Source organism: Solirhodobacter sp. (genome assembly GCF_964715405.1).
Genome location: NZ_CBAICG010000017.1, coordinates 15,269 through 39,355, shown reverse-complemented (window position 1 = coordinate 39,355; position 24,087 = coordinate 15,269). Strand labels below are relative to the sequence as shown.

At 68.2% G+C, this 24,087-nt stretch carries 24 protein-coding genes and 1 pseudogene; 11 read left to right on the top strand and 14 right to left on the bottom strand.

Annotated elements, in window-relative coordinates; all coding sequences use genetic code 11:
• Positions 1-42: 42 nt before the first annotated feature.
• The 4 genes from uvrC to AC11WY_RS09555 all read right to left on the bottom strand — a co-directional run bounded on the left by uvrC (position 43) and on the right by AC11WY_RS09555 (position 3,999).
• Positions 43-1,932: an excinuclease ABC subunit UvrC gene (gene uvrC, locus AC11WY_RS09570; protein WP_482924802.1), complete on the bottom strand. Its 1,890-nt coding sequence runs from the start codon at positions 1,930-1,932 to the stop codon at positions 43-45.
• 306 nt (positions 1,933-2,238) lie between these two features.
• A complete protein-coding gene (locus AC11WY_RS09565; RefSeq protein ID WP_482924801.1) occupies positions 2,239-3,024 on the bottom strand; it encodes an SDR family oxidoreductase in 786 nt (261 codons plus the stop codon).
• Positions 3,021-3,194, bottom strand: a complete 174-nt coding sequence (locus AC11WY_RS09560; protein WP_482924799.1) for a hypothetical protein — start codon at positions 3,192-3,194, stop codon at positions 3,021-3,023. The genes AC11WY_RS09565 and AC11WY_RS09560 overlap by 4 nt, the downstream gene beginning before the upstream one ends.
• Before the next feature lie 4 nt (positions 3,195-3,198).
• Entirely contained in the window at positions 3,199-3,999 is an 801-nt protein-coding gene (locus AC11WY_RS09555; protein ID WP_482924860.1) for a S49 family peptidase, read from the bottom strand.
• 125 nt (positions 4,000-4,124) lie between these two features.
• On the opposite strand from AC11WY_RS09555, the gene AC11WY_RS09550 reads away from it, so the two are divergent.
• Positions 4,125-5,642 carry a malonate--CoA ligase gene (locus tag AC11WY_RS09550; RefSeq protein ID WP_482924798.1) on the top strand — a complete coding sequence of 506 codons (1,518 nt, stop codon included), beginning with the start codon at positions 4,125-4,127 and terminating at the stop codon, positions 5,640-5,642.
• 387 nt (positions 5,643-6,029) lie between these two features.
• On the opposite strand, the gene AC11WY_RS09545 is transcribed toward AC11WY_RS09550, so the two are convergent.
• Positions 6,030-7,055 (bottom strand): hypothetical protein, encoded by a 1,026-nt coding sequence (locus AC11WY_RS09545; protein ID WP_482924796.1) that lies wholly within the window; start codon positions 7,053-7,055, stop codon positions 6,030-6,032.
• Positions 7,056-7,074: 19 nt separating this feature from the next.
• On the bottom strand, positions 7,075-7,545 hold the full coding sequence (gene greA, locus AC11WY_RS09540) for a transcription elongation factor GreA (protein ID WP_482924795.1): 471 nt from the start codon (positions 7,543-7,545) through the stop codon (positions 7,075-7,077).
• Positions 7,546-7,842: 297 nt separating this feature from the next.
• Between greA and AC11WY_RS09535 the strand changes: the two genes are divergently transcribed.
• From AC11WY_RS09535 to AC11WY_RS09525, 3 genes are all read left to right on the top strand, one after another.
• Positions 7,843-9,495 carry an electron transfer flavoprotein-ubiquinone oxidoreductase gene (locus tag AC11WY_RS09535; RefSeq protein ID WP_482924793.1) on the top strand — a complete coding sequence of 551 codons (1,653 nt, stop codon included), beginning with the start codon at positions 7,843-7,845 and terminating at the stop codon, positions 9,493-9,495.
• 114 nt (positions 9,496-9,609) lie between these two features.
• The gene (locus AC11WY_RS09530) at positions 9,610-11,325 is read left to right on the top strand and encodes a tetratricopeptide repeat protein (protein ID WP_482924791.1); all 1,716 of its coding nucleotides are present in this window, start codon (positions 9,610-9,612) and stop codon (positions 11,323-11,325) included.
• A complete protein-coding gene (locus AC11WY_RS09525; protein ID WP_482924790.1) occupies positions 11,306-12,178 on the top strand; it encodes a 4-(cytidine 5'-diphospho)-2-C-methyl-D-erythritol kinase in 873 nt (290 codons plus the stop codon). Before AC11WY_RS09530 ends, AC11WY_RS09525 begins: the two co-directional genes overlap by 20 nt.
• Here the strand turns inward: AC11WY_RS09525 and AC11WY_RS09520 are convergent.
• Positions 12,154-13,155 (bottom strand): polyprenyl synthetase family protein, encoded by a 1,002-nt coding sequence (locus tag AC11WY_RS09520; protein WP_482924788.1) that lies wholly within the window; start codon positions 13,153-13,155, stop codon positions 12,154-12,156. The genes AC11WY_RS09525 and AC11WY_RS09520 overlap by 25 nt on opposite strands.
• Before the next feature lie 50 nt (positions 13,156-13,205).
• Here AC11WY_RS09520 and AC11WY_RS09515 point away from each other — a divergent pair, with 50 nt between their 5' ends.
• The 3 genes from AC11WY_RS09515 (at position 13,206) to AC11WY_RS09505 (ending at position 14,478) form a co-directional block, all read left to right on the top strand.
• The gene (locus tag AC11WY_RS09515) at positions 13,206-13,421 is read left to right on the top strand and encodes a putative signal transducing protein (protein WP_482924787.1); all 216 of its coding nucleotides are present in this window, start codon (positions 13,206-13,208) and stop codon (positions 13,419-13,421) included.
• A 3-nt stretch (positions 13,422-13,424) separates the two neighbouring features.
• Positions 13,425-14,189, top strand: coding sequence for a tRNA1(Val) (adenine(37)-N6)-methyltransferase (locus AC11WY_RS09510; protein WP_482924785.1), 765 nt, complete (start codon positions 13,425-13,427; stop codon positions 14,187-14,189).
• Between the two features lie 121 nt (positions 14,190-14,310).
• Positions 14,311-14,478, top strand: a complete 168-nt coding sequence (locus AC11WY_RS09505; RefSeq protein WP_482924784.1) for a YdcH family protein — start codon at positions 14,311-14,313, stop codon at positions 14,476-14,478.
• Here AC11WY_RS09505 and yddG read toward each other — a convergent pair.
• From yddG to AC11WY_RS09485, 4 genes are all read right to left on the bottom strand, one after another.
• Entirely contained in the window at positions 14,465-15,379 is a 915-nt protein-coding gene (gene yddG / locus AC11WY_RS09500; protein ID WP_482924782.1) for an aromatic amino acid exporter YddG, read from the bottom strand. The two genes, AC11WY_RS09505 and yddG, sit on opposite strands and share 14 nt — an antisense overlap.
• Before the next feature lie 88 nt (positions 15,380-15,467).
• Positions 15,468-16,193, bottom strand: coding sequence for an acetoacetyl-CoA reductase (gene phbB, locus AC11WY_RS09495; protein WP_482924780.1), 726 nt, complete (start codon positions 16,191-16,193; stop codon positions 15,468-15,470).
• A 98-nt stretch (positions 16,194-16,291) separates the two neighbouring features.
• The gene (locus tag AC11WY_RS09490; protein WP_482924778.1) at positions 16,292-17,467 is read right to left on the bottom strand and encodes an acetyl-CoA C-acetyltransferase; all 1,176 of its coding nucleotides are present in this window, start codon (positions 17,465-17,467) and stop codon (positions 16,292-16,294) included.
• 263 nt (positions 17,468-17,730) lie between these two features.
• Entirely contained in the window at positions 17,731-18,564 is an 834-nt protein-coding gene (locus AC11WY_RS09485) for an EAL domain-containing protein (protein ID WP_482924776.1), read from the bottom strand.
• A 114-nt stretch (positions 18,565-18,678) separates the two neighbouring features.
• Here AC11WY_RS09485 and AC11WY_RS09480 point away from each other — a divergent pair, with 114 nt between their 5' ends.
• The 4 genes from AC11WY_RS09480 (at position 18,679) to AC11WY_RS09465 (ending at position 21,871) form a co-directional block, all read left to right on the top strand.
• Positions 18,679-19,245: a DNA-3-methyladenine glycosylase I gene (locus tag AC11WY_RS09480; protein WP_482924774.1), complete on the top strand. Its 567-nt coding sequence runs from the start codon at positions 18,679-18,681 to the stop codon at positions 19,243-19,245.
• A gap of 63 nt (positions 19,246-19,308) precedes the next feature.
• Positions 19,309-19,929, top strand: coding sequence for a class I SAM-dependent methyltransferase (locus tag AC11WY_RS09475; protein ID WP_482924772.1), 621 nt, complete (start codon positions 19,309-19,311; stop codon positions 19,927-19,929).
• 146 nt (positions 19,930-20,075) lie between these two features.
• The gene (gene trhA, locus AC11WY_RS09470) at positions 20,076-20,732 is read left to right on the top strand and encodes a PAQR family membrane homeostasis protein TrhA (RefSeq protein WP_482924770.1); all 657 of its coding nucleotides are present in this window, start codon (positions 20,076-20,078) and stop codon (positions 20,730-20,732) included.
• A gap of 314 nt (positions 20,733-21,046) precedes the next feature.
• The gene (locus AC11WY_RS09465) at positions 21,047-21,871 is read left to right on the top strand and encodes an SAM-dependent methyltransferase (RefSeq protein WP_482924768.1); all 825 of its coding nucleotides are present in this window, start codon (positions 21,047-21,049) and stop codon (positions 21,869-21,871) included.
• 3 nt (positions 21,872-21,874) lie between these two features.
• On the opposite strand, the gene AC11WY_RS09460 is transcribed toward AC11WY_RS09465, so the two are convergent.
• From AC11WY_RS09460 to AC11WY_RS09450, 3 genes and pseudogenes are all read right to left on the bottom strand, one after another.
• Entirely contained in the window at positions 21,875-22,735 is an 861-nt protein-coding gene (locus AC11WY_RS09460; RefSeq protein ID WP_482924766.1) for a D-amino-acid transaminase, read from the bottom strand.
• Between the two features lie 4 nt (positions 22,736-22,739).
• Positions 22,740-23,702, bottom strand: a pseudogene (gene dgcA, locus AC11WY_RS09455) (N-acetyl-D-Glu racemase DgcA).
• Complete coding sequence (locus tag AC11WY_RS09450; RefSeq protein ID WP_482924765.1) at positions 23,699-24,022, bottom strand: hypothetical protein; 324 nt, start codon at positions 24,020-24,022, stop codon at positions 23,699-23,701. Before AC11WY_RS09450 ends, dgcA begins: the two are co-directional and overlap by 4 nt.
• Positions 24,023-24,087: the final 65 nt, after the last annotated feature.

Below are 24,087 nucleotides of genomic sequence, written 5' to 3'. Positions count from 1 at the left end.
GCGGCGGCGGCTCGCCGAAGCGTGACCGCAGATCGCGCGTGATCAGCCACGGTCGTGGAAGAAGTCGTGGATGGTCTGCGCCATCGTCGCGGAGATCCCTTCGACCGCCATCAGATCGGGCAGGCCCGCCCGCGCCACCGCCTTTGCGCTGCCGAAGTGCTGCAAGAGCGCGCGTTTGCGGGTGGCGCCGACGCCGGGGATATCGTCCAGCGGGGTGACGCCCACCGCTTTTGCCCGCTTCGCCCGATGCGCCCCGATGGCCCAGCGGTGCGCCTCGTCGCGCAGACGCTGCACGAAGAACAGGACGGGGTCGTTGTGGCGCAGCGCGAACGGGGGCAGGCCGCTGCGGTGGAATTCCTCTTTCCCGGCGTCGCGATCGATGCCCTTGGCAACGCCGACCATCGGCACGTCATCAACGCCAAGGTCGGCCAGAACCCGCGCCACCGCCGACACCTGCCCGGCGCCGCCGTCGATCAGCAGCAGGTCGGGCCAGGCCTCTGACGTGCGGTCGGGGTCTTCCTTCAGCAGGCGTTCAAAGCGGCGGGTCAGCACCTCTTTCATCATGCCGAAGTCGTCGCCCGGCGTGATCTCGGTGCCCTTGATGTTGAACTTGCGATACTGGCTTTTCAGGAATCCCTCGGCCCCCGCCACGATCATGCCGCCCACGGCATTGGTGCCCATGATGTGGCTGTTGTCGTAGACCTCGATCCGTTTCGGCGTCTGCGGCAGGTCGAACGCCTCGGCCAGCCCCTCCAGCAGCCGCGCCTGGCTGGCGCTTTCGGCCAGCTTGCGGGCCAGGCTTTCCTTGGCGTTGCGCAGCGCGTTCTCGACCAGTTCCGCCTTCTCGCCCCGCTGGGGCACCGCCAGTTCGACCTTGCGCCCGGCGCGCTCGGCCAGCAGGTGCAGCGTCAGGTCTTCGTCCTCGATCGGGTGCGACAGCAGGATCAGCCGCGGCGGCACCTTGTCGTCGTAGAACTGGGCGAGGAAGGCCTCCAGGATCTCCGCCTCCTCGGCCCCGGCGCCGGTGCGCGGGTAGAAATCGCGGTTGCCCCAGTTCTGGTTGCCGCGGATGAAGAAGACCTGCACGCAGGCGTGCCCGCCCTCCAGATGCAGGGCGATCACGTCGGCCTCGGCCACCCCGCGCGGGTTGATGCCCTGCGCGCTTTGCACCTGGGTCAGCGCCTTGATGCGGTCGCGCAGCGCCGCCGCGCGCTCGAACTCCATCGCCTCCGACGCCTTCGCCATCTCGGCCGCCAGATGCGCCTGCACGGCGGTCGAGCGGCCTTCGAGGAAGTTTTCCGCGTCGTCGATCAGGGCGTTGTAGTCGGCTTCCGTGACGTAGCCGACGCAGGGCGCCGAACAGCGCTTGATCTGGTAGAGCAGGCAGGGCCGGGTGCGGCTTTCGAACGTCGCGTCGGTGCAGGTGCGCAGCAGGAACACGCGCTGCAACTGGTTCAGCGTGCGGTTCACCGCGCCCGCGCTGGCGAAGGGGCCGAAGTAGCTGCCCTTCTCGCTGCGCTTGCCGCGATGCTTCTTGATCTGCGCAAAGCGGTGTTCGCGGCTGAGCAGGATGTTGGGAAAACTCTTGTCGTCGCGCAAAAGCACGTTGTAGCGCGGCTTGAGCTGCTTGATCAGGTTCTGTTCCAGCAACAGCGCCTCGGTTTCCGTGCGCGTGGTCAGGAACATCATCTGCGCCGTCTCGCGGATCATCCGCGCGATGCGGCCGGAATGTCCCGAGGGCCGCGCGTAGTTCGACACCCGTGCCTTCAGATTGCGCGCCTTGCCGACGTAAAGCACGCGCGCCTCGGCATCCAGCATCCGGTAGACGCCGGGCGAGGCGTCCAGCGTCTTGAGGAAGGACTGGATCAGGGCATGGCCGGTCAGGGCAGGCAGGGCCGGCGCTGCAAGCTCGGTCTGGTCACGGTCTGTCATCTGCGGCACCCTGATTCCTGCCCCTTGGCTGCAATCTTATCCGCCCTCGGGCAAGAGAAAACATGTCCACGGTTTCTGTGGACAAGTCTGGAGAGAACTTTCGGGCAGGGGCAAATTTCCGTTGAATTCATGGGCCTTCGTGACTTTGCCTAATTTTTGGGCACTTGCATAAAGCATTGATCTAATGGGAAATAATTTAGTGTCAGAGGCAACCATCTGAAAACCTTACCAGATTCGTAACGGTTTCGTGAAGGGTTTGCCCAAAGTGGACAAGTCAAGAGGCCGCGGCGTCGTGAAGGGCCGCCGCTAGCCCTCCAGCCCCAGAATGTCGGGGGTCTGCCAGCCGAGATGTTGGCCTCCATCGACGCAGAGCAACTGCCCGGTAACTGACGCAGCGTCAAGGAAGTAGCCCAATGCGGCGGTGATCTCGGCCTGGTTCGCGCCGCGGCCCAGGATGGTGGCGGCGCGCTGGCGGGCGAAGTGCGCCTCGGATTGGCGCGCGCCCTTCACCGTCGGGCCGGGGCCGATCGCGTTCACCCGCACGCCCGGGGCCAGCGCCTGCGCGGCGGTCCGGGTCAGCGCCCAGAGGCCCATCTTGGCGATGGTGTAGCTCATGAACTCGGGGGTCGGCTTCAGCACGCGCTGGTCGATCATGTTCACCACCAGCGCGCGGGCGACCGCTTCGCCCGCCGCGTCTGCCGCCGGGGGGAGGGCCTGCGCGGCAAAACCCTGGGTCAGCACGAAGGGCGCGCGCAGGTTCGATTCCAGATGGCGATCCCAGCTTTTGCGGGTCGCGCTGGCGAGGCTGTCGTATTCGAAGATCGAGGCGTTGTTGACCAGCACGGTCAGCGCCCCGCCAAGGGCCGCGGCGGATCGGCCGACCAGCGTTTCCGTCTCTGCCTCGACCAGCAGATCGGCGTGCAGCGCCTCGGCCCGCCGCCCCATCGCCCTGATCTCGGCAGCCACCGCCTCGGCCTCATCGCGCGAAGACGAATAGTGCACCGCCACGTCATGCCCGCGCCCGGCGAGGTACAGCGCCATTGCGCGGCCCAGCCTGCGCCCGGCCCCGGTGACCAGCGCGCGCCCGGTCATGCCCGCCCACCCTTGCCACAGGGGCAGGGGCCCGGCCCGATGCGGTAGCGCCCGCAGGCGGGGCACTTGCGCCCGCCCACCCTGCCGCCGCGTTGGCCGGGCAGGCGAAGCCGCCCGATGAAGGCAAGCGCAACGATGGCCAGCAGGAACAGCGCGACGACCTTGACCATTCGCCTAAAGCCCGTACCGCGCCCAGAGCGCGCGATCCTCGACGCCGGCCAGCGCCTCGCCCAGCACCTGCGCGCCGAACCGGCGCAGCAGACCCCGGCGCGGGCCGTAGGGAACAAGGCGAACCTTGTCGCCGTAAAGCTGCTTCAGTTTCGGCACCAGATGCGCGATGCCATCGGCGAGCCCGACCGCCACCGCCTGCCGCCCGACCCAGACATCGCCGGTAAACAGGTCGCCCTCGGCCAGTCTCCCGGCCCGCCGCGCCTTGACCTGCGCGATGAAGGCGGCGTGGATGGGTTCCTGCAACGCCTTCAACCGGGCGACATCCTCGGGCTTTTCCGGCTTGAACGGGTCGAGGAAGCTTTTCGACGCGCCCGCCGTATGCACCCGTCGCTCGATCCCCTGCCGGGTCATCAACTCGTGAAATCCGAAGCTCGACGAGATCACGCCGATGGAGCCCACGACCGAACTGTCGTCGATCCAGATCTGGTCGGCGGCAGTCGCCAGCCAGTAGCCGCCCGAGGCCGCGACATCCTCGACGAAGGCGTGAATCGGGATGCCTTTCTCGACCGCCAGCCGCCGCAGCCGCGCCGCCAGCAGCGCCGTCTGCACCGGCGAGCCGCCGGGCGAGTTGATCGCGAGCGCCACCGCGGCGGGTTTGCCCTTGCGGAAGGCGCGCTCGATGACCGGGGCAAGGTCGGCGTCGCTGAGGCCGCCACCGGTGCGGCCACCGGCGGCGATAACGCCCTGAAGGCGGATGACGGCGACCAAGGGCGGGCGTTTCAGGAAGGGGATCAGGGTTTTCATCGCCCTGATGTAGAGCGCGGGGGCCATGCGAACAAGTCACGACTGCGGCTTTGACGCCGACGGCTTGAGCGCCGGTCCCGCCCGTGCCAGAACGGCGTCCACATTGCCGCCGGGGAGGGATGACGATGGCCAACCTGCTGTTCGATGCGCTGTTCGCGCCGCTGGCCGAAAGCGACCGCCGCCTGCTGATCCTGCCGGACGGGTCCGAGGTGACGGGGCGGGCCTTTGCGGCGACCGTGGCACGCTTCGCCAACGCTCTGGTGGCGGCCGGGGTGCAGCCCGGCGACCGGGTAGCGGTGCAGATCGCGAAATCGGCCGAGGCCCTGGCGGTCTATGGTGCGACGGTGGCGGCGGGGGCGATCTTCCTCCCGCTGAACACCGGCTATACCGCGGAGGAGGTTGCTTATTTCCTGAACAACGCCACGCCGCGGCTGTTTCTGTGCGACGACGCGAACGCAGTCGCGCTCGCCCCCGTGGCGGAGGCGGCGGGCGCGACCTTGATGACGTTGAACGCGGACGGCGGCGGCAGCTTCCCGGCGGCGGCGGCAGGGCAACCCGAAAGCTTCGCGCCGGTGGCGCGCGGGGCCGATGACCTTGCCGCCCTGCTTTACACCTCGGGCACCACCGGGCGGTCGAAGGGGGCGATGCTGAGCCATGCCAACCTGCTGTCGAACGCCGAGGTGCTGGTGCGGGAATGGCGGTTCACGGCGGAGGACGTGCTGCTGCATGCGCTGCCGATCTTCCACACCCACGGGCTGTTCGTTGCCTGCAACGTCAGCCTGCTGACCGGGGGGGCGATGATCTTCCTGCCGGGGTTCGACCGCGATGAGGTGATCCGCTGGCTGCCGCAGGCGACCGCGATGATGGGGGTGCCGACGTACTACACGCGGCTGCTGGACCATCCGCGGTTTGCGCAGCAACTCGTTGAACACATGCGGCTTTTCACCTCGGGCTCGGCGCCCTTGATGGCGGAAACGCATGTTCATTTCGAGGCGCGCACCGGGCACCGCATTCTGGAACGCTACGGCATGACCGAGACGAGCATGATCACCTCGAACCCCTATGAGGGCAAGCGGCGGGCAGGCACGGTGGGCCTGCCGCTGCCGGGGGTGGAGCTGAAGATCACCGATCCGGTGACCGGCGCGACGCTGCCGCAGGGCGAGGCCGGGATGATCGAGGTGCGCGGGCCGAACGTCTTCAAGGGCTACTGGCAGATGCCGGAAAAGACCCGCGAGGAGCTGCGCGACGACGGGTTCTTCATCACCGGCGACATCGGCCAGATCGACGCGGAAGGCTATCTCAGCATCGTCGGACGGGCGAAAGACCTTATCATTACCGGGGGTTACAACGTCTACCCCAAGGAGATCGAGCTGATGCTGGACGAGCAGTTGTGGGTGGAGGAATCCGCCGTGATCGGCCTGCCGCACCCCGACTTCGGCGAGGCGGTGTTCGGCGTGCTGGTGGTGAAGCGGGGCGAGAGCGTCGACACCGAGGCGATCCTGGCGGCGCTGGCGGGGCGGCTGGCGAAGTTCAAGCTGCCCAAGGGGTTGGTGGTGGTGGACGAACTGCCGCGCAACGCGTTGGGCAAGGTCCAGAAGAACCTGCTGCGCGAGCAGTTCAAGGGGCAGTTCGCGGGAGCTTAACGAAACCTTCCTAGGGCGTGCCGGGGGCGACGCGCGGTTCGGGGTTTCGGCGGTCAAGGCATTGGAAGAGCTGGGAAATCGGCATACCGATTTCGCACCGAAACCACACCGAAAAGGCACCGACGTGAAACCGATGTTCGGGGGTGGAGCGAGCAGCCGCCAGACCGCGCAACGGAGGGCGGCACCCGACCGCGGGGGGCGCTGCAACGACGATGGTCTGCGCTTTATGGTGCGGCATCCCCGACCGTCGTGCCCTGCGCCAACGTCGCAAAAGCGCCCGCCCAGGGGGCGGTCGGGCGCTGCCCGGCGGGCTTCGCCCTTGATTCCGGGCAAGAGGAGCGAAGGTCCATGGGTGCCGCAGAGCCGGACCAAACCCCGGCCCCGCCCTCAGTCGAAAATCCCGGTCACCCGGCCGAACAGCATGAAGGCGCGGGCGGTGCGGGTTTCGGCAAGTTCGGCGACCTCGGCATCCGAGGCGTTCTTCTCGAAGTCCTGAAAGGTGCGGTCGAACTGGCGCAGGAAGTGATGCGCGGCGTCGCGGAACACCGGGTCGTTGCGCATCCGGCCCGACGACAGCGCGAGGCTGGAGCGGTCGCGCACGCCGCCAAGGCCCGCGATGGCGCGGCCGCGTTCGCCCTGGGCAAAACGGCGCCAGACCTCGGGGCGGGCGCGGTCGGGTTTCAGGTCGTCCATGAAGATGCCGTCCTGGGCCAGCAGGGTCAGCACGTCCTGCGCGGCGCGGATCAGCTTGGCGACGGTGCGATCCTCCAGCGCGGCGCGCAGGGTGCGGAAGCCCTCGCGGTCATCGGCATTCTCGGGGAAGTTCATCGCCCGGATGAAGTCACCGATCGAGATCGGCGGCCGCAGCTCCTCGGCCGGGGTGCCGAGCGCGAGGGCCGGCTCATCCTCGGCAGGCCCCGGTTTCGCGGCGGCGAGGGTGGTCTTGCGATCGGGCGGCGGGGCCGCCGGGGCCAGTTCGCGGCGCGAGGTGAAGGTGGCGATGGCGGTTTCGGTCTGGCGCTGGGCGGCCGCGATCTCATCCAGCTTCTGTTCCACCGAGGGTCTTCCGGCCGTCTGCCCGGCGGTCTGCTGCAGATAGGCGCTGCGCATCGCGGCCACCGTGACCTGCAACCGCGCCGCCTCTTCGCGCAGCTCGTGCACGGTGCGCGCGGTGGTGGTGGCGACCCAGATCAGCGCGATGGGCAGGAAGACGGCGAGGAAGGTCATCACCCCGTTGGTGGCCCCCGCCGCCTGCGCGCGGGCATCGGAGTACAGGAAGAACGTGCCAACCGCCCCCAGCCAGAGCAGGCTGAGCAGCACCGCGACCACCTCGGTCGCGGAGACGCGGCGTCGCGGCTCGGGCGGGAACGGGCCCGCGGCATCGGTCGGTTGGGTCTGGTTTGCGTCGCTCACGGGCAGGGTCTTTCGGGCGTCAGACGTATCGGATGCTCAGAACCTCATAGCTGCGCTCGCCGCCGGGGGTCTTGACCTCGACGCTGTCGCCTTCGTCCTTGCCGATCAGGGCGCGGGCAAGCGGCGATTTGATGTTCAGCAACCCGCGCTCGATGTCGGCCTCGGGCTCGCCGACGATCTGATAGGTCTTCTGTTCCTCGGTGTCCTCGTCGACCAGCGTCACCGTGGCGCCGAACTTGATCGGGCCGGACAGCCGGGCGGTGTCGATCACATCGGCCAGCGACAGGAAAGCCTCCAACTGGGTGATGCGCCCCTCGATGAAGCTCTGCTTTTCGCGGGCGGCGTGGTATTCGGCGTTTTCGGACAGGTCGCCATGTTCGCGCGCCTCCGCGATGGCGCGGATCACGGCGGGACGCTCCACCGACTTCAGCAGCTTCAGTTCGTCATCGAGCGCAGTAAAACCCGCGCGGGTCATCGGAATCTTTTCCATCGGTCCCTGTGCATGAAAAGCGCCGAGCCGCCCGTCAGGGGCGTGACGCCGTCCTTCAGTCCTATCAAGGGCACCTGACCTCAGCGCCGCCCGGATTGCAAGGGCCGAGCGCCGCCATCGCCAGCCTGCGGCCGGGAAACGCCGCGATGCGGCGGGAAATCGGCGCCCGATCGGGCAAATGCGACGTCGTGATGCCGCGTTGCGATTGACCCTTGCCGGGCTGGCGGGCTAACGCTCTGGGCAGGATTTGGATCGCATTGGCGGGGTCTTGGCCCGCACCGACCGGGAGAGTGACGCATGACCGAGATCGTCCGCGAGTCGATGGACTATGACGTTGTGATCGTCGGCGCCGGGCCCGCGGGCCTGTCGGCCGCGATCCGGCTGAAGCAGCTTGACGCCGATCTGTCGGTGGTGGTGCTGGAGAAGGGCTCCGAGGTCGGCGCGCACATCCTTTCCGGCGCGGTGCTCGACCCCTCGGGCCTCGATGCACTGATGCCGGACTGGCGCGAGCGGGGCGCCCCGATCATGGTGCCGGTGCGCGAGGACAACTTCTACCTGCTGGGCGAAGGCGGGCAGATGCGGATCCCGAACTGGCCGATGCCGCCCCTGATGAGCAATCACGGCAACTACATCGTCTCGATGGCCAACGTCTGCCGCTGGATGGCCACGCAGGCCGAGGCGCTGGGGGTGGAGATTTTCCCCGGCATGTCGTGTTCGGAAATCGTCTGGGGCGCGGATGGTTCGGTGAGGGGCGTCGTGGCGGGCGAGTTCGGCAAGCTGGCCGACGGCACGCCCGGCCCCAACTACGAGCCGGGGATGGAACTGCTGGGCAAGTATGTTTTCCTGTCGGAAGGCGTGCGCGGGTCGCTGGCCAAGCAGGTGATCGCGAAGTTCGACCTGTCAAAAGGGCATTGCCCGCAGAAGTTCGGCCTTGGCATGAAGGAAATCTGGGAGATCGACCCGGCCAAGCACCGCGAGGGCACCGTCACCCACACGATGGGCTGGCCGCTGGGCAAGAACGCGGGCGGCGGGTCGTTCATCTATCATCTTGAGAACAATCAGGTTTACATCGGCTTCGTGGTGCACCTGAACTATCGCAACCCGCACCTTTACCCCTACATGGAATTCCAGCGTTTCAAGCATCACCCGATGGTCGCCGAACTGCTGAAAGGCGGCAAGCGCGTGGCCTATGGCGCGCGGGCAATCTCCGAGGGCGGTTGGCAGTCGATCCCGAAGCTGGTGGCGCCGGGGGTGGCGCTGCTGGGCTGTTCGGCGGGGCTGGTGAACGTGCCGCGCATCAAGGGCAACCACAACGCGATGCTGTCGGGCAAGGCGGCGGCCGAGGCGGCGTATGAGGCGATCAAGGCGGGCCGGTCGGGTGACGAGTTGACGGGCTACGAGGCCGATCTGCGCTCGGGGCCGATCGCGAAAGACCTGAAGAAGGTGCGCAACGTCAAGCCGCTGTGGTCGCATTACGGGCTGACGACCTCGCTGGCGGTGGGCGGCTTCGACATGTGGACCAACAACCTCTTTGGCGTCTCGATCCTCGGCACGCTGAAGCACGGCAAGACCGATGCCGCGGCGACCGGGCTGGCCAAGGACTTCAAGCCGATCGACTATCCGCGCCCGGATGGGGTGATCAGCTTCGACCGGCTGACCAATGTCGCCTTCAGCTTTACCAACCACGAGGAAAGCCAGCCCTGCCACCTGCGCCTGAAAGACGAATCGGTGCCGATCGGGGTCAACCTGCCGAAGTACGACGAACCGGCGCAGCGCTACTGCCCGGCGGGGGTTTACGAGGTGGTGGGGCAGGAAACCGGCACTCCGCGATTCCAGATCAACTTTCAGAACTGCGTGCACTGCAAGACCTGCGATATCAAGGATCCGAGCCAGAACATCGTCTGGACCACGCCGCAGGGCGGGGACGGGCCGAACTATCCGAACATGTGATAATTCCGTGATCTGCCAGAATCGGGGGCGGTCAGATCGCCACCGCCGATTGCGTCTGCCCGCGGGGGGCTTTAGCCTTGGCGGAACCGCAGCCCCGATGACGAGGCCCGATCCGTGACATTGACCCGCCGCCGCATCCGTCTGGCAACCCTGCTTGCCGCCGGAGTGTTCGTTTCCCCCGTTTACGCCGATGGGGTCGCGGGGCCATATCTTGCGGCGCAGGCGGCCAGTCAGCGGTCGGACTATGCCGCCGCCGCCAGCTATTTCACCCAGGCGCTGGCGCATGACCCCGACAACATCGGGTTGATGGAAGTGGCCGCCCTGTCGGATGTGGCGCTGGGTGACTTTGCCGCGGCTTTGCCGCTTGCCAGGGCGATGGTCGCCGACGGCGGGGCCAGCCAGACAGCGAACATCGTCATCCTGGCCGATCAGCTCAAGCGGGGCGCCTTTGACGAGGCGGTGGCGGGGATTGCCGCCGGGAAAGGCCTCGGGCCGCTGGTGGATGGGCTGGTCGGGGCCTGGGCCCTGGTCGGCGAGGGCAAGATGTCGGACGCGCTCGCCGCCTTCGACAAGCTGGGTGCCAGCCCCGGGCTGGAGGCCTTCGCGCTTTACCACAAGGCGCTGGCGATGGCCTCGGTGGGCGATTTCGAGGGCGCCGAGAAGATCTTTTCCGGCAATGGCGGCGCCGTGCTGAACCTGTCGCGGCGCGGGGTGATCGCCGATGCCGAGGTGCTCAGTCAGCTTGACCGCAACCCCGACGCGCTGAAGCTGCTGGACACCTCCTTCGGCCCCGAGTCCGACCCGGCGATCGACGCGCTGCGCCAACGTCTGAAGGACGGCCAGACGCTGCCCTTCGACATGGTCCGCACCGCCGCCGATGGCTTGTCGGAGGTCTTCTTCTCGGTTGCGGCCGCCTTGAAGGGCGAGGCCGCCGCCAGCTTCTCGCTGGTCTATGCGCGCACGGCCGAGGCCCTGCGGCCCGACAACGCCGACGCGATCCTGCTGTCGGGCGACCTGCTGGAAACGCAGGGCCAGCATGACCTGGCGATCGCCGCCTATGGCAAGGTCTCGCGCGATGATCCGGCCTATTACAACGCCCAGCTCGGGCGGGCACAGGCGCTTTATGCCTCGGGTCAGATCGATGCCGGGATCGACGAGATGAAGCAGATCGCGACGGCCCACCCCGAGTTGATCGCGGCGCAGGTCGGCCTTGGCGACCTGTTGCGGCGGCAGGAACGCTTTGCCGAGGCGGTCACGGCCTATGACGCCGCCGTGGCGCTGATCCAGACGCCGCGGCCGGACGACTGGTCGCTGTTCTATGTGCGCGGCATCTGCAACGAACGGCAGGGCCAGTGGGACAAGGCCGAACCCGATTTCCGCCAGGCGCTGACGCTGAAACCCGATCAGCCCGAGGTTCTGAACTACCTTGGTTACGCGCTGGTCGAACGCAACGAGAAGCTTCCCGAGGCGCTGGACATGATCAAGCGCGCCGTGGTTGCCCGGCCGGATGACGGCTACATCGTCGACAGTCTGTCCTGGGCCTATTTCCGCACCGGCGATTACGCCAGGGCGCTGCCGGTGGCGGAACATGCCTCGCAACTGATGCCGGTGGATGCGGTGGTGACCGACCATCTGGGCGACGTCTACTGGGCCGTGGGCCGCAAGCTGGAGGCCGCGTTCCAGTGGCATCGCGCCCTGTCCTTCGACCCCGAACCCAAGGATGCCGCCCGGATCAAGCGCAAGCTGGCGATCGGGCTTGATGGCGTGCTGAAGGAAGAGGGCGCCGCGCCGCTGAAGGTTGTCGTGGACAATGGCGCCAGCGGCGGTTGAGGCCTTCGCGCCCGCCAAGATCAATCTGGCGCTTCACGTCACCGGGCAGCGGGCGGACGGGTATCACCTGCTCGACAGCCTCGTGGTGTTCGCCGATGTCGGCGACCGGGTGCTGGTGCGCGCCGCCCCGGCTCTGTCACTTGCGGTGACGGGGCCGCGCGCGGCCGGGGTGCCAACCGACGCGGGCAATCTGGTGCTGCGCGCGGCGCATCTGCTGGCACCGGGGCAGGGCGCGCGGATCACGCTGGAAAAGCACCTGCCGGTGGCGTCCGGCATCGGCGGCGGTTCGGCGGATGCGGCGGCGGCGTTGCGGGCGCTGGCGCGGCTTTGGGGCCGGGCGCTGCCAGCGGCGGCGGATGTGCTGGCGCTGGGGGCGGATGTCCCCGCCTGCCTGGACGGGCGGCCGCTGCGGATGGGCGGGATCGGTGAACATCTGGCGCCGCTGCCGCCTTTGCCGCCGGTCTGGCTGGTGCTGGCCAATCCCGGCGTCGCGGTTGCCACGCCCGCCGTGTTCCGGGCGCTGACCCGGCGCGACAATGCGGGCCTGCCGCACGATATGCCGCGCGTCACCACCGCCGCCGATCTGGCGACCTGGCTGCGGCTGACGCGCAATGATCTTGAGGCACCGGCGCTGACCCTTGCCCCGGTCATCGGCACCACGCTGCGCGCGCTGTCGGCGCAGCCCGGCTGCCTGCTGGCGCGGATGTCGGGGTCGGGGGCGACCTGCTTTGGCCTGTTCGCCGATCCGCTGTCGGCGGCGGCGGCGGCGCGTGCGACCCGGGCCGCCGAACCGGGCTGGTGGGTCGTCGATGCGGGCCTTGCGCCGCCTCAGGCGACGCGAGCCACCACGTAGTCGGCCAGATCGGCCAGCATCGTCTTGATCTCATGGCACGGCAGCGGCATCAGCGCGGCCTTGGCGCGCGCCACCCAGGCCAGCGCCTCGGCCCGCGTCGTGGTCATCGTGCCATGGCGCTGCAACAGCGCCATCGCCTGCGCCAGATCGCCGTCCCGCTGATCGCCCTTTTCGATCACGCGCTGCCAGAAGGCGCGTTCGGTCGTGTCGGCGGCCGCGACCGCGCGGATCACCGGCAGCGTCAGCTTGCGTTCGCGGAAGTCGTCGCCGACGTTCTTGCCGATCACCGCGCTGGTGCCGCCGTAATCGAGCAGGTCATCGACGATCTGGAAGGCGATTCCCAGCGCATCGCCATAGACGTGCAGCGCGCGCACCTGATCCTCGGGTGCGCCTGCGATGACGCCGCCGACCTCGGTTGCCGCCGAGAACAGCGCCGCCGTCTTGCCGCGCACGACTTGCAGGTAGATGCCCTCGGTGGTGCGCAGATCCTGCGCCGCGGTCAGTTGCAGCACCTCGCCCTCGGCAATCGTGGCCGAGGCGTTGGCGAGGATGTCGAGCACGCGCAGGTTGCCGGTTTCGACCATCAACTGGAAGCTGCGCGAAAACAGATAGTCGCCGACCAGCACCGAAGATTTGTTGTCCCACAAGAGGTTGGCGGTGGGCCGGCCGCGTCGCTGGGCGCTTTCGTCCACCACGTCGTCATGCAGCAGGGTGGCGGTGTGGATGAATTCGACCGTCGCGGCCAGATGAACGTGATAGGGCCCGTCGTAGCCGCAGAGCCGCGCGGCGGCCAGCGTCAGCATCGGGCGCAGCCGCTTGCCGCCCGCCTCGACCAGATGCGCCGTCACCTCGGGAATGCGCGGCGCGTGTTCCGACGCCATCCGCGTGCGGATCAGGGCGTTGACTGCCTCCATATCGGCCGCGAGATAGGCCCCCAGCCGGTCGTGTGGTGCCTGACGTGCCTCGAACAATCCCATATCCGTCTGGTCCCTCGACAATGCCGCGGACTTCCCCTTAAGTCGGCCCCATGAGAGAGCTATTGCGCACCACGGACCCCACGATCGTCGCCTTCGCGACCGCGCTTCTTCAGGGCGAGGGTATAGCGGCGTTTCCGGTGGACGTCCACATGAGCGTGCTCGAAGGCTCGGTCGGCATATTGCCGCGCCGCCTGATGGTGCGCGAACAGGACCTGTTCATCGCCCGCATCGTGATGAAGGACAATGACATCCCGCTGGGGTTCTAGCGCATGTTCGACGCGGTGGACCTGACCGATGACGGCTTCCTTGGCGGCCGGTTGCGGGTGTTGCAGCCGCGGCTGGGGTATCGGGCGGCGACCGACCCGGTGCTGCTGGCCGCCGCCGTGCCCGTCCGCGCCGGGCAGAGCGTGCTGGAACTTGGCTGCGGCGCCGGGGTCGCGGCGCTGTGCCTGCTGGTGCGGGTGCCGGGGGTGCGCGTGGCGGGGCTGGAGCGGCAGGCGGGCTATGCCGACCTTGCCCGCCGGAACGCCGCGCGCAACGCGCTGTCGCTGACGGTGGAAGACGGCGATCTGGCGGCGATGCCCCCGGCGCTGCGGGCGGCGGCCTTCGACCATGTGATCGTCAACCCGCCCTATTTCCCCCCCGGTGGCGGCACCGCGGCCCGTGATTCCGGCCGTGAGGCCGCGCTGCGCGAGGCGACGCCGTTGGCCGCATGGCTTGACGCCGCGACCCGCCGCCTGATCCCCGGCGGCCATCTGACGGTGATCCATGCCGCCGACCGCCTGCCCGACCTGCTGGCCGCCTGCGACGGGCGGCTGGGCAGCCTGACCCTGCTGCCGCTCGCCCCGCGCGAGGGGCGGGCCGCGACGCGGGTGATCCTGCAGGCCCGCAAGGGGGGGCGCGGCGCGTTCCGGCTGCTGGCGCCGTTCGTGCTGCACCTTGGCCCCGCCCATGACGGCGATCGCGACAGTTTCACCCCGACGGCGCGCGCGATCCTGCGCGACGGCGCCGCACTGGAGCCGCTGGCCGGTTAATCCTTCGGCAATCGGGGTGTGTTCACCTGCCCGTCACCGGGGGGTGAACGTCGTCGCGCGTGACACGACTCGGGAAGTGTGATGGAATCGTGACAGAGCAACCCACGAGAGGAGGACGACCATGACCATGACGTCGCATCTGCAGGAGCTTCGCCGCAAACACGAAACCCTCTCGGAACGCGTGGAACAGGCTCAACGGAGCCCGAGCACCGACGCCCTGACGATTGCCGACCTCAAGAAGCAGAAGCTGAAGCTGAAGGAAGAGATCACGCGCCTCAGCCAGCACTAGGCCCAGCACTCGGCCCAGCACTTGGTGCCGAACGCCGGTTCAACCGCGCGCTGCTGCGCGCGGCGATCCCTGCGCCGCCTGCAATCAACCCTGCCGCGATCAGAATCGCGGGCGATGCGGTTGTGACCCCCGCAAGGATCAGGGCCAGCGTGGACAGGAGCGGCGCGGCGTAGGACGCCACGCCGAGCATCTGGATATCGCCGCCCTTCACGCCGATATCCCAGACATAAAAGGCGATTCCCACCGGCCCCACGCCCAGTGCGAGGCAGGCGGACCAGCCCAGCGCGCCCACCGGCCAGATCGTCGGCTCCACCGCAAGGTGCAGGCCCGCCGACAGAACTGCCGTGGCCAGGCAGAACACCGCCACGCTTTCGGTCGGCACGCTGCCCAGACGCCGCGACAGCACCGAATAGCCCGACCAGGTCAGCGCGCAGAGGAAGGCGAGGCCATAGCCCGGCAGCGCCGCGCCACTGAACCCGGTGCCGCCGCGCAGCACGATGAGGGCCGCGCCCGCGAAAGCGATCAAGGCGCCCAGCACGTGCCCGGCGCTGAGCCGTTCGCCGGGCAGAAGGCCCGAGAACAGCACGATCAGCAGCGGCCAGAGATAGGCGATCAGCCCCGCCTCGGCCGCCGGGGCCATGCGCAGCGCGGAAAAGTAGAGCGCGTGAAAGCCAAAAAGCGCCACCGTGCCAAAGGCATAGACCCGCCAGCCGATCTGCCGCAGCACGCCCGCCTGACCGCGCGCCAGCGTCCAGCCCAACCCGATCGCCCCGCCGATGGAAAAACAGATCGCATTCAGCTCCAGCGGCGGCACCGGCGCCGAGCCCACGGTGAAGAGGGCGAGCAGCGACCACAGCAGAATCGCGGCGAAACCGATGAGGGTAGCGCGGGGGCGGGTCATGGCGCGCATCCCTACATGCGGTATCGTTTCGGTCAAACGGAAACGGTCCGCCGCGGGGGGCGGGCCGTTCCGGGGGCGTAGTCGCGTGTCAGACGAAGAACTGGCCGCCGTTGGCCGTGATCGTCGAGCCGGTGATGAAGCCCGCGTCGTCGGCGGCCAGGAACACCACGCAGCGCGCGATTTCCGCGGGCTCGCCGAGGCGGCCGACCGGGATTTGCGGGATGATGCGCTCGGCCAGAACCTTTTCGTCGATCGCGCGCACCATCTCGGTGCCGATGTAGCCGGGGCAGATCGCGTTGACGGTGATGCCCGCCCGCGCGCCCTCTTGCGCCAGCGCCTTGGTGAAGCCGAGGTCGCCCGCCTTCGCGGCCGAATAGTTCGCCTGCCCGGCCTGCCCTTTCTGCCCGTTGATCGAGGAGATGTTGACGACCCGGCCGAACTTGCGATCGCGCATCCCGGTCCAGACCGGGTGGGTCATGTTGTAAAGGCCGGTGAGGTTGGTATCGATGACCTCTTTCCACTGGGCGGGCGTCATCTTGTGGAACATCGCGTCGCGCGTGATACCCGCGTTGTTCACCAGCACCTCGACCGGGCCGAGGTCGGCCTCGACCTTGGCGATGCCGTCCTTGCAGGCGTCGTAGTCGGCCACCGACCACTTGTAGGTCGGGATGCCGGTTTGGGCGGTGAACTTGGCGGCGGCCTCGTCGTTGCCGGCGTAGTTTGCGGCCACGCGGTAGCCAGCGGCCTTGAGCGCGATCGAGATGGCGGCGCCGATACCGCGCGACCCCCCGGTGACGAGAGCAACTCTGGACATGATTCCTCCGTTCTGTCTGTCAATCTTGAAACGGTGTTACCGAATGGAAGATCGACACGCAATAATATTGCGTGTCGATCTTGCAGTTGCAGCAAGGGTCAGGCCCGGGTCAGGCACATGGCAACGCCCATGCCGCCACCGATGCAGAGCGTGGCAAGGCCCTTTTTCGAGTCGCGCCGCTTCATCTCGAACAGAAGCGTGTTGAGGATGCGCGCGCCCGAGGCGCCGATCGGGTGGCCGATGGCGATGGCGCCGCCGTTCACGTTGACGATCGACGGATCCCAGCCCATGTCCTTGTTGACCGCGCAGGCCTGTGCCGCGAAGGCCTCGTTGGCTTCGACCAAATCAAGATCCTCCGCCCTCCAGCCGGCTTTTTCCAGCGCCTTGCGGCTGGCGAAGATCGGGCCGACGCCCATGATCGACGGGTCGACCCCGGTCGTGGCGTAAGAGGCGATGCGGGCCAGCGGTTCCAGCCCGCGCCTTTCGGCCTCGGCCGCGCTCATCAGCAGCATGCCCGCCGCGCCGTCGTTCAGGCCGCTGGCGTTGCCCGCGGTCACCGAGCCATCCTTGGCGAAGGCCGGGCGCAGCTTTTGCATGGCGTCGAGCGTCGCGCCCGCACGGATGTATTCGTCGGCATCGACCACGATGTCGCCCTTGCGGGTCTTCACCGTGTAGCCGACGATCTCGTCGCGGAACTTGCCGGCCTTCTGCGCGGCCTCGGCCTTGTTCTGGCTGGCCACCGCGAACTGGTCCTGCATGTCGCGGCTGATCTGCCACTGCTGGGCCACGTTCTCGGCGGTCTGGCCCATGTGGTAGCCGTTGAAGGCATCCCAGAGCCCGTCGCGGATCATCGAGTCGATCATCTGCATGTCGCCCATCTTGGTGCCCGCGCGCAGATGCGCGACGTGGGGCGACAGCGACATGCTTTCCTGCCCGCCCGCCGCGACGATTGCGGCATCGCCAAGCTGGATGTGCTGGGCGGCGAGCGCGACGGCGCGCAGGCCCGAGCCGCAGACCTGGTTGATCGACCAGGCCGCGCTTTCGATCGGCAGACCGGCGCGGATGTGCGCCTGACGCGCCGGGTTCTGGCCCTGGCCCGCGGTCAGCACCTGGCCAAGGATGGTTTCCGACACCTCGGCCTTGTCGATCCCGGCGCGGGCGACGACTTCGGCGAGCACGGTGGCGCCCAGGTCATGCGCCGGAGTATTGGCGAAGGCGCCGTTGAAGCTGCCGACGGCCGTACGGGCCGCCGATACGATTACGACATTGGTCATGGTGGGGTCCTCTCCCTTGCGACGGTCTGCAGCGGGCGCCGCTGCGGGTCTGTCCGGGGCCGCTGCCGCCACGACGGGCGTCGCGGGGAAGGAGGACACACGGTCAGGGCCATCGGGCGCCTGCGCTGCTTTGCAGCATCCCCTAAGATGACCGGGCGTCAAGCGCAATGTCGCGACGATCCGGGGGATGCTTGCCGAGCGGAATGTGGCCGGAATGTGTCGGTGGCCGCACTGCAGGCCCGCCGCCCGGCTGTGCCCCCTGCCTAGGCCGTTCGCGCCGTCTCGGCCGCCTTCCACGGCGGCATCGTCGTTGGTGCACCGAACAGATAGCCTTGCAGGCAATCCACCCCGATCCGGGCGAGGAACTCGGCGTCACGCGGGTCTTCGACGAATTCGGCGACGGTGAACATGTCGAAGTGCTGTGCGATCGACAGCAAGGCCTGGGTCAGCACCTGATTGTCGGGGTCGCTGTGGATGCCCTGGACGAACTGCCCGTCGATCTTCAGGATGTCGAAGTCGAAATCCTTGAAGTAGCGGATCGCCGTGTAGCCCGCGCCGAAATCGTCGAGCGCGAAGGCGATGCCGGTCCGTTGCAGGTCATCCATGAAGACGCTGACGATGTCGGGCATGATCATCGCCGAGGCCTCGGTGATCTCGAGGATCAGCCGTTCCGCCGCCGTCGGGTCCGCGGCCAGGCCGCGCGCCAGGGTCCGCTTCCAGCGGGGATAGCCGATGGAGCGTGCCGACATGTTCACCGCGAGCCGCAGCGACGGCGTTTCCGCCAGCGCATCGAGCCCGAGTTCCAGTGCGAGGCAATCGATGATCCGCCCGGTCTCGGTGGTTTCCACCGCGCTCATGAAGTCGCGCGCGGGCAGGATGCGGCCGCTATCGTCGAGGATGCGGATCAGCCCCTCGTAGAAAGCCACCCTTTGCGGGTGGCGCGCCTGCACGATGGGCTGGAACGCCAGCATCACGTTGCGCCGTTCGAGCGCCCGCCGCACCAGCGCGATCGTCTCGCGGTCGCGTTCGCCGATGGCGAAGGACAGCGGACTTTCCAGCCCCGGTGGCGGGAGTTCCATTCCAAGACCATCTGCCATGCCGCAACCTCCATTCCGATGCAGCCAGATTGGCGCGAAGGCGGTAAAGAACTGGTGAAAGATCACATTTTGTTCTAATTTTCACGACATCGGTTCGGGGCAGGGGAGAGCGCAATGGGCGAACGCTGTGGCTGGTGCGGGCAGGATGCGCTTTACGTCGCTTACCACGATACCGAATGGGGTGTGCCCGAGCGGGACAGCCGCGCGCTGTTTGAAAAACTGATCCTCGACGGGTTTCAGGCCGGGCTGGCCTGGATCACCATCCTGCGCAAGCGGGACGCGTTCCGGGCCGCCTTCGAGGGGTTCGCGCCTGCCCGGATCGCCCGCTGGGGCGAGGCCGACGTGGCACGCCTGCTGGCCGACCCCGGCATCGTGCGATCCCGCGCCAAGATCGAGGCCGCGATCGGCAACGCCCGCGCCTGGGAGCGGATCGAGGAGCGCGAAGGCTTTGCGCATTTCCTGTGGGACCGGGTCGGGGGACAGCCGGTGCAGAACCGCTTTGCCCACCGCGCCGAGGTGCCCGCCGAAACGCCGCTGTCACGCGATCTTGCGCGCGACCTGAAGGCCGAGGGGTTCAAGTTCTGCGGCCCGGTCATCACCTACGCCTTCATGCAGGCGGTGGGGATGGTCAACGATCACCTGGTCACCTGCCCCGCGCATGGCCGGGTGGCAGGGCCCTGACGCATGGGGATGGACAGGGCCCGCCGTGCGGGCCTAACTGAGCCGGGCAAGGAGGCACCGACCATGAGCACCGCCGATTTCGACCGATGGCAGACCCGCTTTTCCGCGACCGAGGGCTATGTCTTCGGCGAGGCGCCGAACCATTTCCTTGTTGCCGTCGCCGATCTGTTGCCCGCGTCGGGCCGGGTGCTGGCCGTCGCCGATGGCGAGGGGCGCAACGGGGTCTGGCTGGCGACGCGGGGGCTGGATGTGGTGTCGCTCGACTTCTCGCCCGCCGCACAGGTCAAGGCGCGCCGACTGGCGGCGCGGCAGGGTGTTGCGCCCCAGTTCATCGAGGCCGACGTGCACGCCTGGGCCTACCCCGAGGCGGCGTTTGACGCGGTGGTGGAGATCTTCACCCAGTTTTCCAACCCCGAACAGCGGGTGCAGAAGTGGGCCGGGATGCGGCGGGCGGTGAAGCCGGGGGGCGTGGTGATCGTGCAGGGCTACACGCCGCGGCAACTGGCATTTGGCACCGGCGGCCCGCGGATCGAGGCGAACCTTTACACCGAACCGATGCTGCGCGCGGCCTTCGGCGACTGGGCGATCGAGCGGCTGGTCGAGGAAGACGTGGAAATGTCGGAGGGCGAGGGCCACGCGGGTCTCTCGGCGGTGATCGGGCTGGTCGCGCGCAAGCCGGGCTGAGCGCGCCCGCAGCGGGGTGGCCGCCCGCAGCGATCATCGGGGGGCATGGGCCGCGTCCGCATCGCGCCGCACGGCCCTGCGCGGCATTCTGCCGCCGTCGGCAGCCCCCCCTTCGGCTGTCGCGCGATCGCGCCTATATCGAAGCCATGGTCCTGCTTGCATCCCGATCCAGCTATAGCCGCGCCGAGCGTTTCAGCGACACGGTTGTTCATATCCTCGGTGTCTTCACCGTGCTGATCGCCGTGCCGGTGCTGATCGCGCTGACGGTGCGGTTCGGCGCGGGGGCTTCGGCCGTCACCGCCGTCTCGATCTACGGGGTTACGCTGATCGCGATGATCCTGTTCTCGGCGCTCTACAACACCGTCGGCCATCACCGCTGGACGGGTGTCTTGCGCAGGCTGGACCACTCGGCGATCTACGCCAAGATTGCCGGCACCTACACGCCGCTGACGCTGATCCCCGGCACGCATGGCGGCTACCTGCTGGCGGGCATCTGGGGTGCGGCGCTGGCCGGGATGGGGCTGAAGGCGATCTCGCCGGGGCGGCTGCGCTGGCTGGCGCTGACGCTTTACCTTGGCATGGGCTGGGCCGGGCTGGTGGCGGGCGGCAGCTTCCTGTCGGCGCTGTCCACCCCGGTCCTGACGCTGATCCTGATCGGCGGCGTGCTCTACACCATCGGCGTGGTGTTCTACCTCGTCGACCGGCTGCCGTTCCACTATACGATCTGGCATGTTTTCGTGCTGGCGGCGAGCCTGGTGTTCTATGCCGCCGTTACGGTTCTGGTGGTGCAGACGACGGCCTGACCGGGCAGCGCGCCGCGGGCCTCGGCCTCGTGGCATCCCCGTGTATTGCCGCGTTGCCGGGCGGCCGAGGCTCCCTGCGCCTTGGCGATGGCATAGAACTGACCTCAAGGCGAATTGCGGTTATCCTGAATCAGGATTCGTCCCAAGACCTGGGCGAATTCTGATGTCCTTGCGTCAGAGAAGACGCAAATCGCTGTAGCCGGGCACGGCGCCACCCTCGCACCGAGCGCTGCCCGTCGCTACAGATCATGGAGTGGACAGGCGCCGGGTTCGGAGCGAGGCTCGGCCAAGGAGTCGCCAGGGGAGTTTTCCGCATGGATACCGACCGGATCATCACCACGCACTACACGCACGGCGCCCTTGCGGCGGCGATCGGTGCGGGTCTTGACCGGCTGGACGGCGCGGGTGGCGCGCTGCTCGACAAACTGGGCGCGGTGGACGAGTTCCACATGGGCGGCCGCCCGGCCATCAGGGCGCTGGCCGAGGCGCTGTCGCTGGCGCCGGGACAGCGCGTTCTCGACGTCGGCTGCGGCTTGGGCGGCACGGCGCGCTACCTCGCCTCGGCCTGCGGCGTCGTGGTGGAGGGGATCGACCTGACGCCCGAGTTCGTCGAGGTCGGGCAGGCGCTGAACCGGCAACTGGGCCTCGACGGGCGGATCACACTCAGGGTCGGCAGCGCGCTTGACCTGCCCTTCGCGGGCGAAAGCTTCGACGCCGCGACGCTGCTGCACGTCGGCATGAACATCGCCGACAAACCCGCGCTCTTTGCCGGAATCGCGCGGGTGCTGCGGCCCGGCGCGCGGCTTGCCGTCTATGACGCGATGCGGACCGGGCCGGGCGAGGTCATGTTCCCGGTGCCTTGGGCGGGCAGCGCGGCGGCCTCGTTCCTCGCCGGGCCGCAGGAGTATCGCGCGGCGCTGGCGGAGGCGGGCTTCACGATCGACTCCGAAACCGACCGGCGCGAGATGGCGCTGGAGATGTTTCGCGTCCTGCGGGCGCGGATCGCGCTGTCGGGCCCGCCGCCGCTTGGCCTGGACATCGTGATGGGCCCCGACGCGGCCAGCAAGGTCGCCAACCTCATCGCCGGGCTGGAGGCCGGAACCTTCGCCCCGGTCCAGATCGTCGCGCGGCGCGGCTGAGGGTCAGATCGCGGCCTTGCGCATCTCGTCGAGGTAGATTTCACGCAGCCGCGCGGCCACCGGGCCGGGCGTGCCGGTGCCGATCACGATGCCATCGACCGCGACCACCGGCATCACGAAGGCCGAGGCCGAGGTGATGAAGGCCTCATCGGCCGCCGTCGCCTCGGCCAGGGTGAAGGGGCGCTCCTCCACCTCCATCTGCGCCTCGCGGGCGAAGCGCAGCACGGCGGCGCGGGTGATGCCGTGCAGGATCTCGGGGCCAAGGTTGCGGGTGATGATGCGGCCGCCCTTGACGATATAGGCGTTGTTCGAGGTGCCCTCGGTGACAAACCCGTCCTCGACCAGCCAGGCGTCGTCGGCGCCCGCCTTCTTGGCCATCATCTTGCCCATCGAGGGGTAGAGCAACTGCACCGTCTTGATGTCGCGCCGTCCCCAGCGGATGTCGTCGATCGAGATCACCTTCATGCCGGTCTTCGCCAGCGGGCTGTCGGCCAGGCCGGGCTTGGACTGGGTGAACAGCACCACAGTCGGCGCCACATCGGGGCCGGGATAGGCAAAGTCGCGGTCGCCCGGATTGCCGCGCGTGACCTGAAGGTAGATCATCCCGTCCGCCAGATCATTGCGCGCCACCATCTCGCGGTGGATCACCAGCCAGTCGGCGTCGGGATGGGGGTTGGCCATGTCCAGTTCGCCCAGGCTGCGCGCCAGTCGCGCGCAATGCCCGGCGAAGTCGATCAGCTTGCCGTCAAGCACCGAGGTGACCTCGTAGACCGCATCGGCCATCAGGAAGCCACGGTCGAAGATCGAGACGGTGGCGTCTTCCTCGGGAAGGTAGGCGCCGTTGACGTAGACGGTTCTGCTCATCATTCTATCCCCAGAGATCGCGCGAAGGCGGGTGCACCCCCGCCTCGTCATAGGTCAGCGGGTGGGCGCGGTCTTCGGCCAGAAGCAGCGGGCCGTCAAGGTCGACGTAGGCCGCACCCTGCGCGACCAGCGTGGCCGGGGCCATCGCCAGCGACGAGCCGACCATGCAGCCGACCATGATCCCGTAACCCTGGGCATGGGCGACATCGCGAAACGCCAGCGCCTCGGTCAGCCCGCCGGTCTTGTCGAGCTTGATGTTGACCATGTCATACTTGCCCGCCAGGTCGGCCAGCGAGGCCCGGTCGTGGCAGGACTCGTCGGCGCAGACCGGGATGGGGCGCGCGATCTCGGCCAGCATTTCGTCGGCTCCGGCGGGCAGCGGCTGTTCCACCAGCGCGACGCCGAGGCGTTCCAGATGCGGGACGAGGTCGGCGTAGATCTCGGCGGTCCAGCCCTCGTTGGCATCGACGATGATCTTCGCCTTGGGCGCCCCCGCCCGCACCGCCGCCAGCCGTGCCATGTCGTCGGCGGTGCCCAGCTTGATCTTCAACAGCGGCCGGTGCGCGTTCTTCGCCGCCTCGGCCCGCATCCGGTCGGGTTCATCCAGCGACAGCGTGAAGGCCGTCAGCATCGGCCCCGGCGTCGGCAGGCCCGCCAGGTCCCACACCCGCTTGCCCGCCCGCTTGGCCGCCCAGTCCCACAGCGCTCAATCGACCGCGTTGCGCGCGGCCCCGGGCGGCAGCGCCGCCTGCAGGTCAAGGCGCGAGATATCCTCGGGCAGGCTGGCGATCTCGGCCGCCACGCTGTCGAGGGTTTCGCCGTAGCGGGCATAGGGCACGCATTCGCCATGGCCCACGATGCCGTCGCGCGCGATGCGCACGGTCAGCACGCGCGCCTCGGTTTTCGAACCGCGCGCGATCGTGAAGGTCTGGGCCAGGCGGAAGGTGTCGCGGGTGACGGTAATCATCGTGGGCCTGAAAGCGTCGTGTGCGGCACCACGGCACAGACGCGCATGTCCGCGGGATCGTCGAGGTCAAGGTGGACGTCCACGATGTGCTGCCGCCACCATGCCGCGACCACCGCGCGAGCGCAGTTATCGGCGAACTCCCGGTCCGGATCGACATAGAAGACGGTGTGCGCGGGTATCGCCGGGGGTGGTGGGAACGGCAGTTCGAGGAGGGCAAACGCGAAGTACCGTCTGCCGACCTGACCGTCGAGACCTTCGACGATGCTGACGTTTTCGATCTTCCCCGAGAAGCACGTTTTCTGCGGTGTCGTATCGGTCATCTCGTTCCTCCCAAGCCATTCAAAAACCCTAGCACGACGATTGAACCTGCACACGCAAAACACGG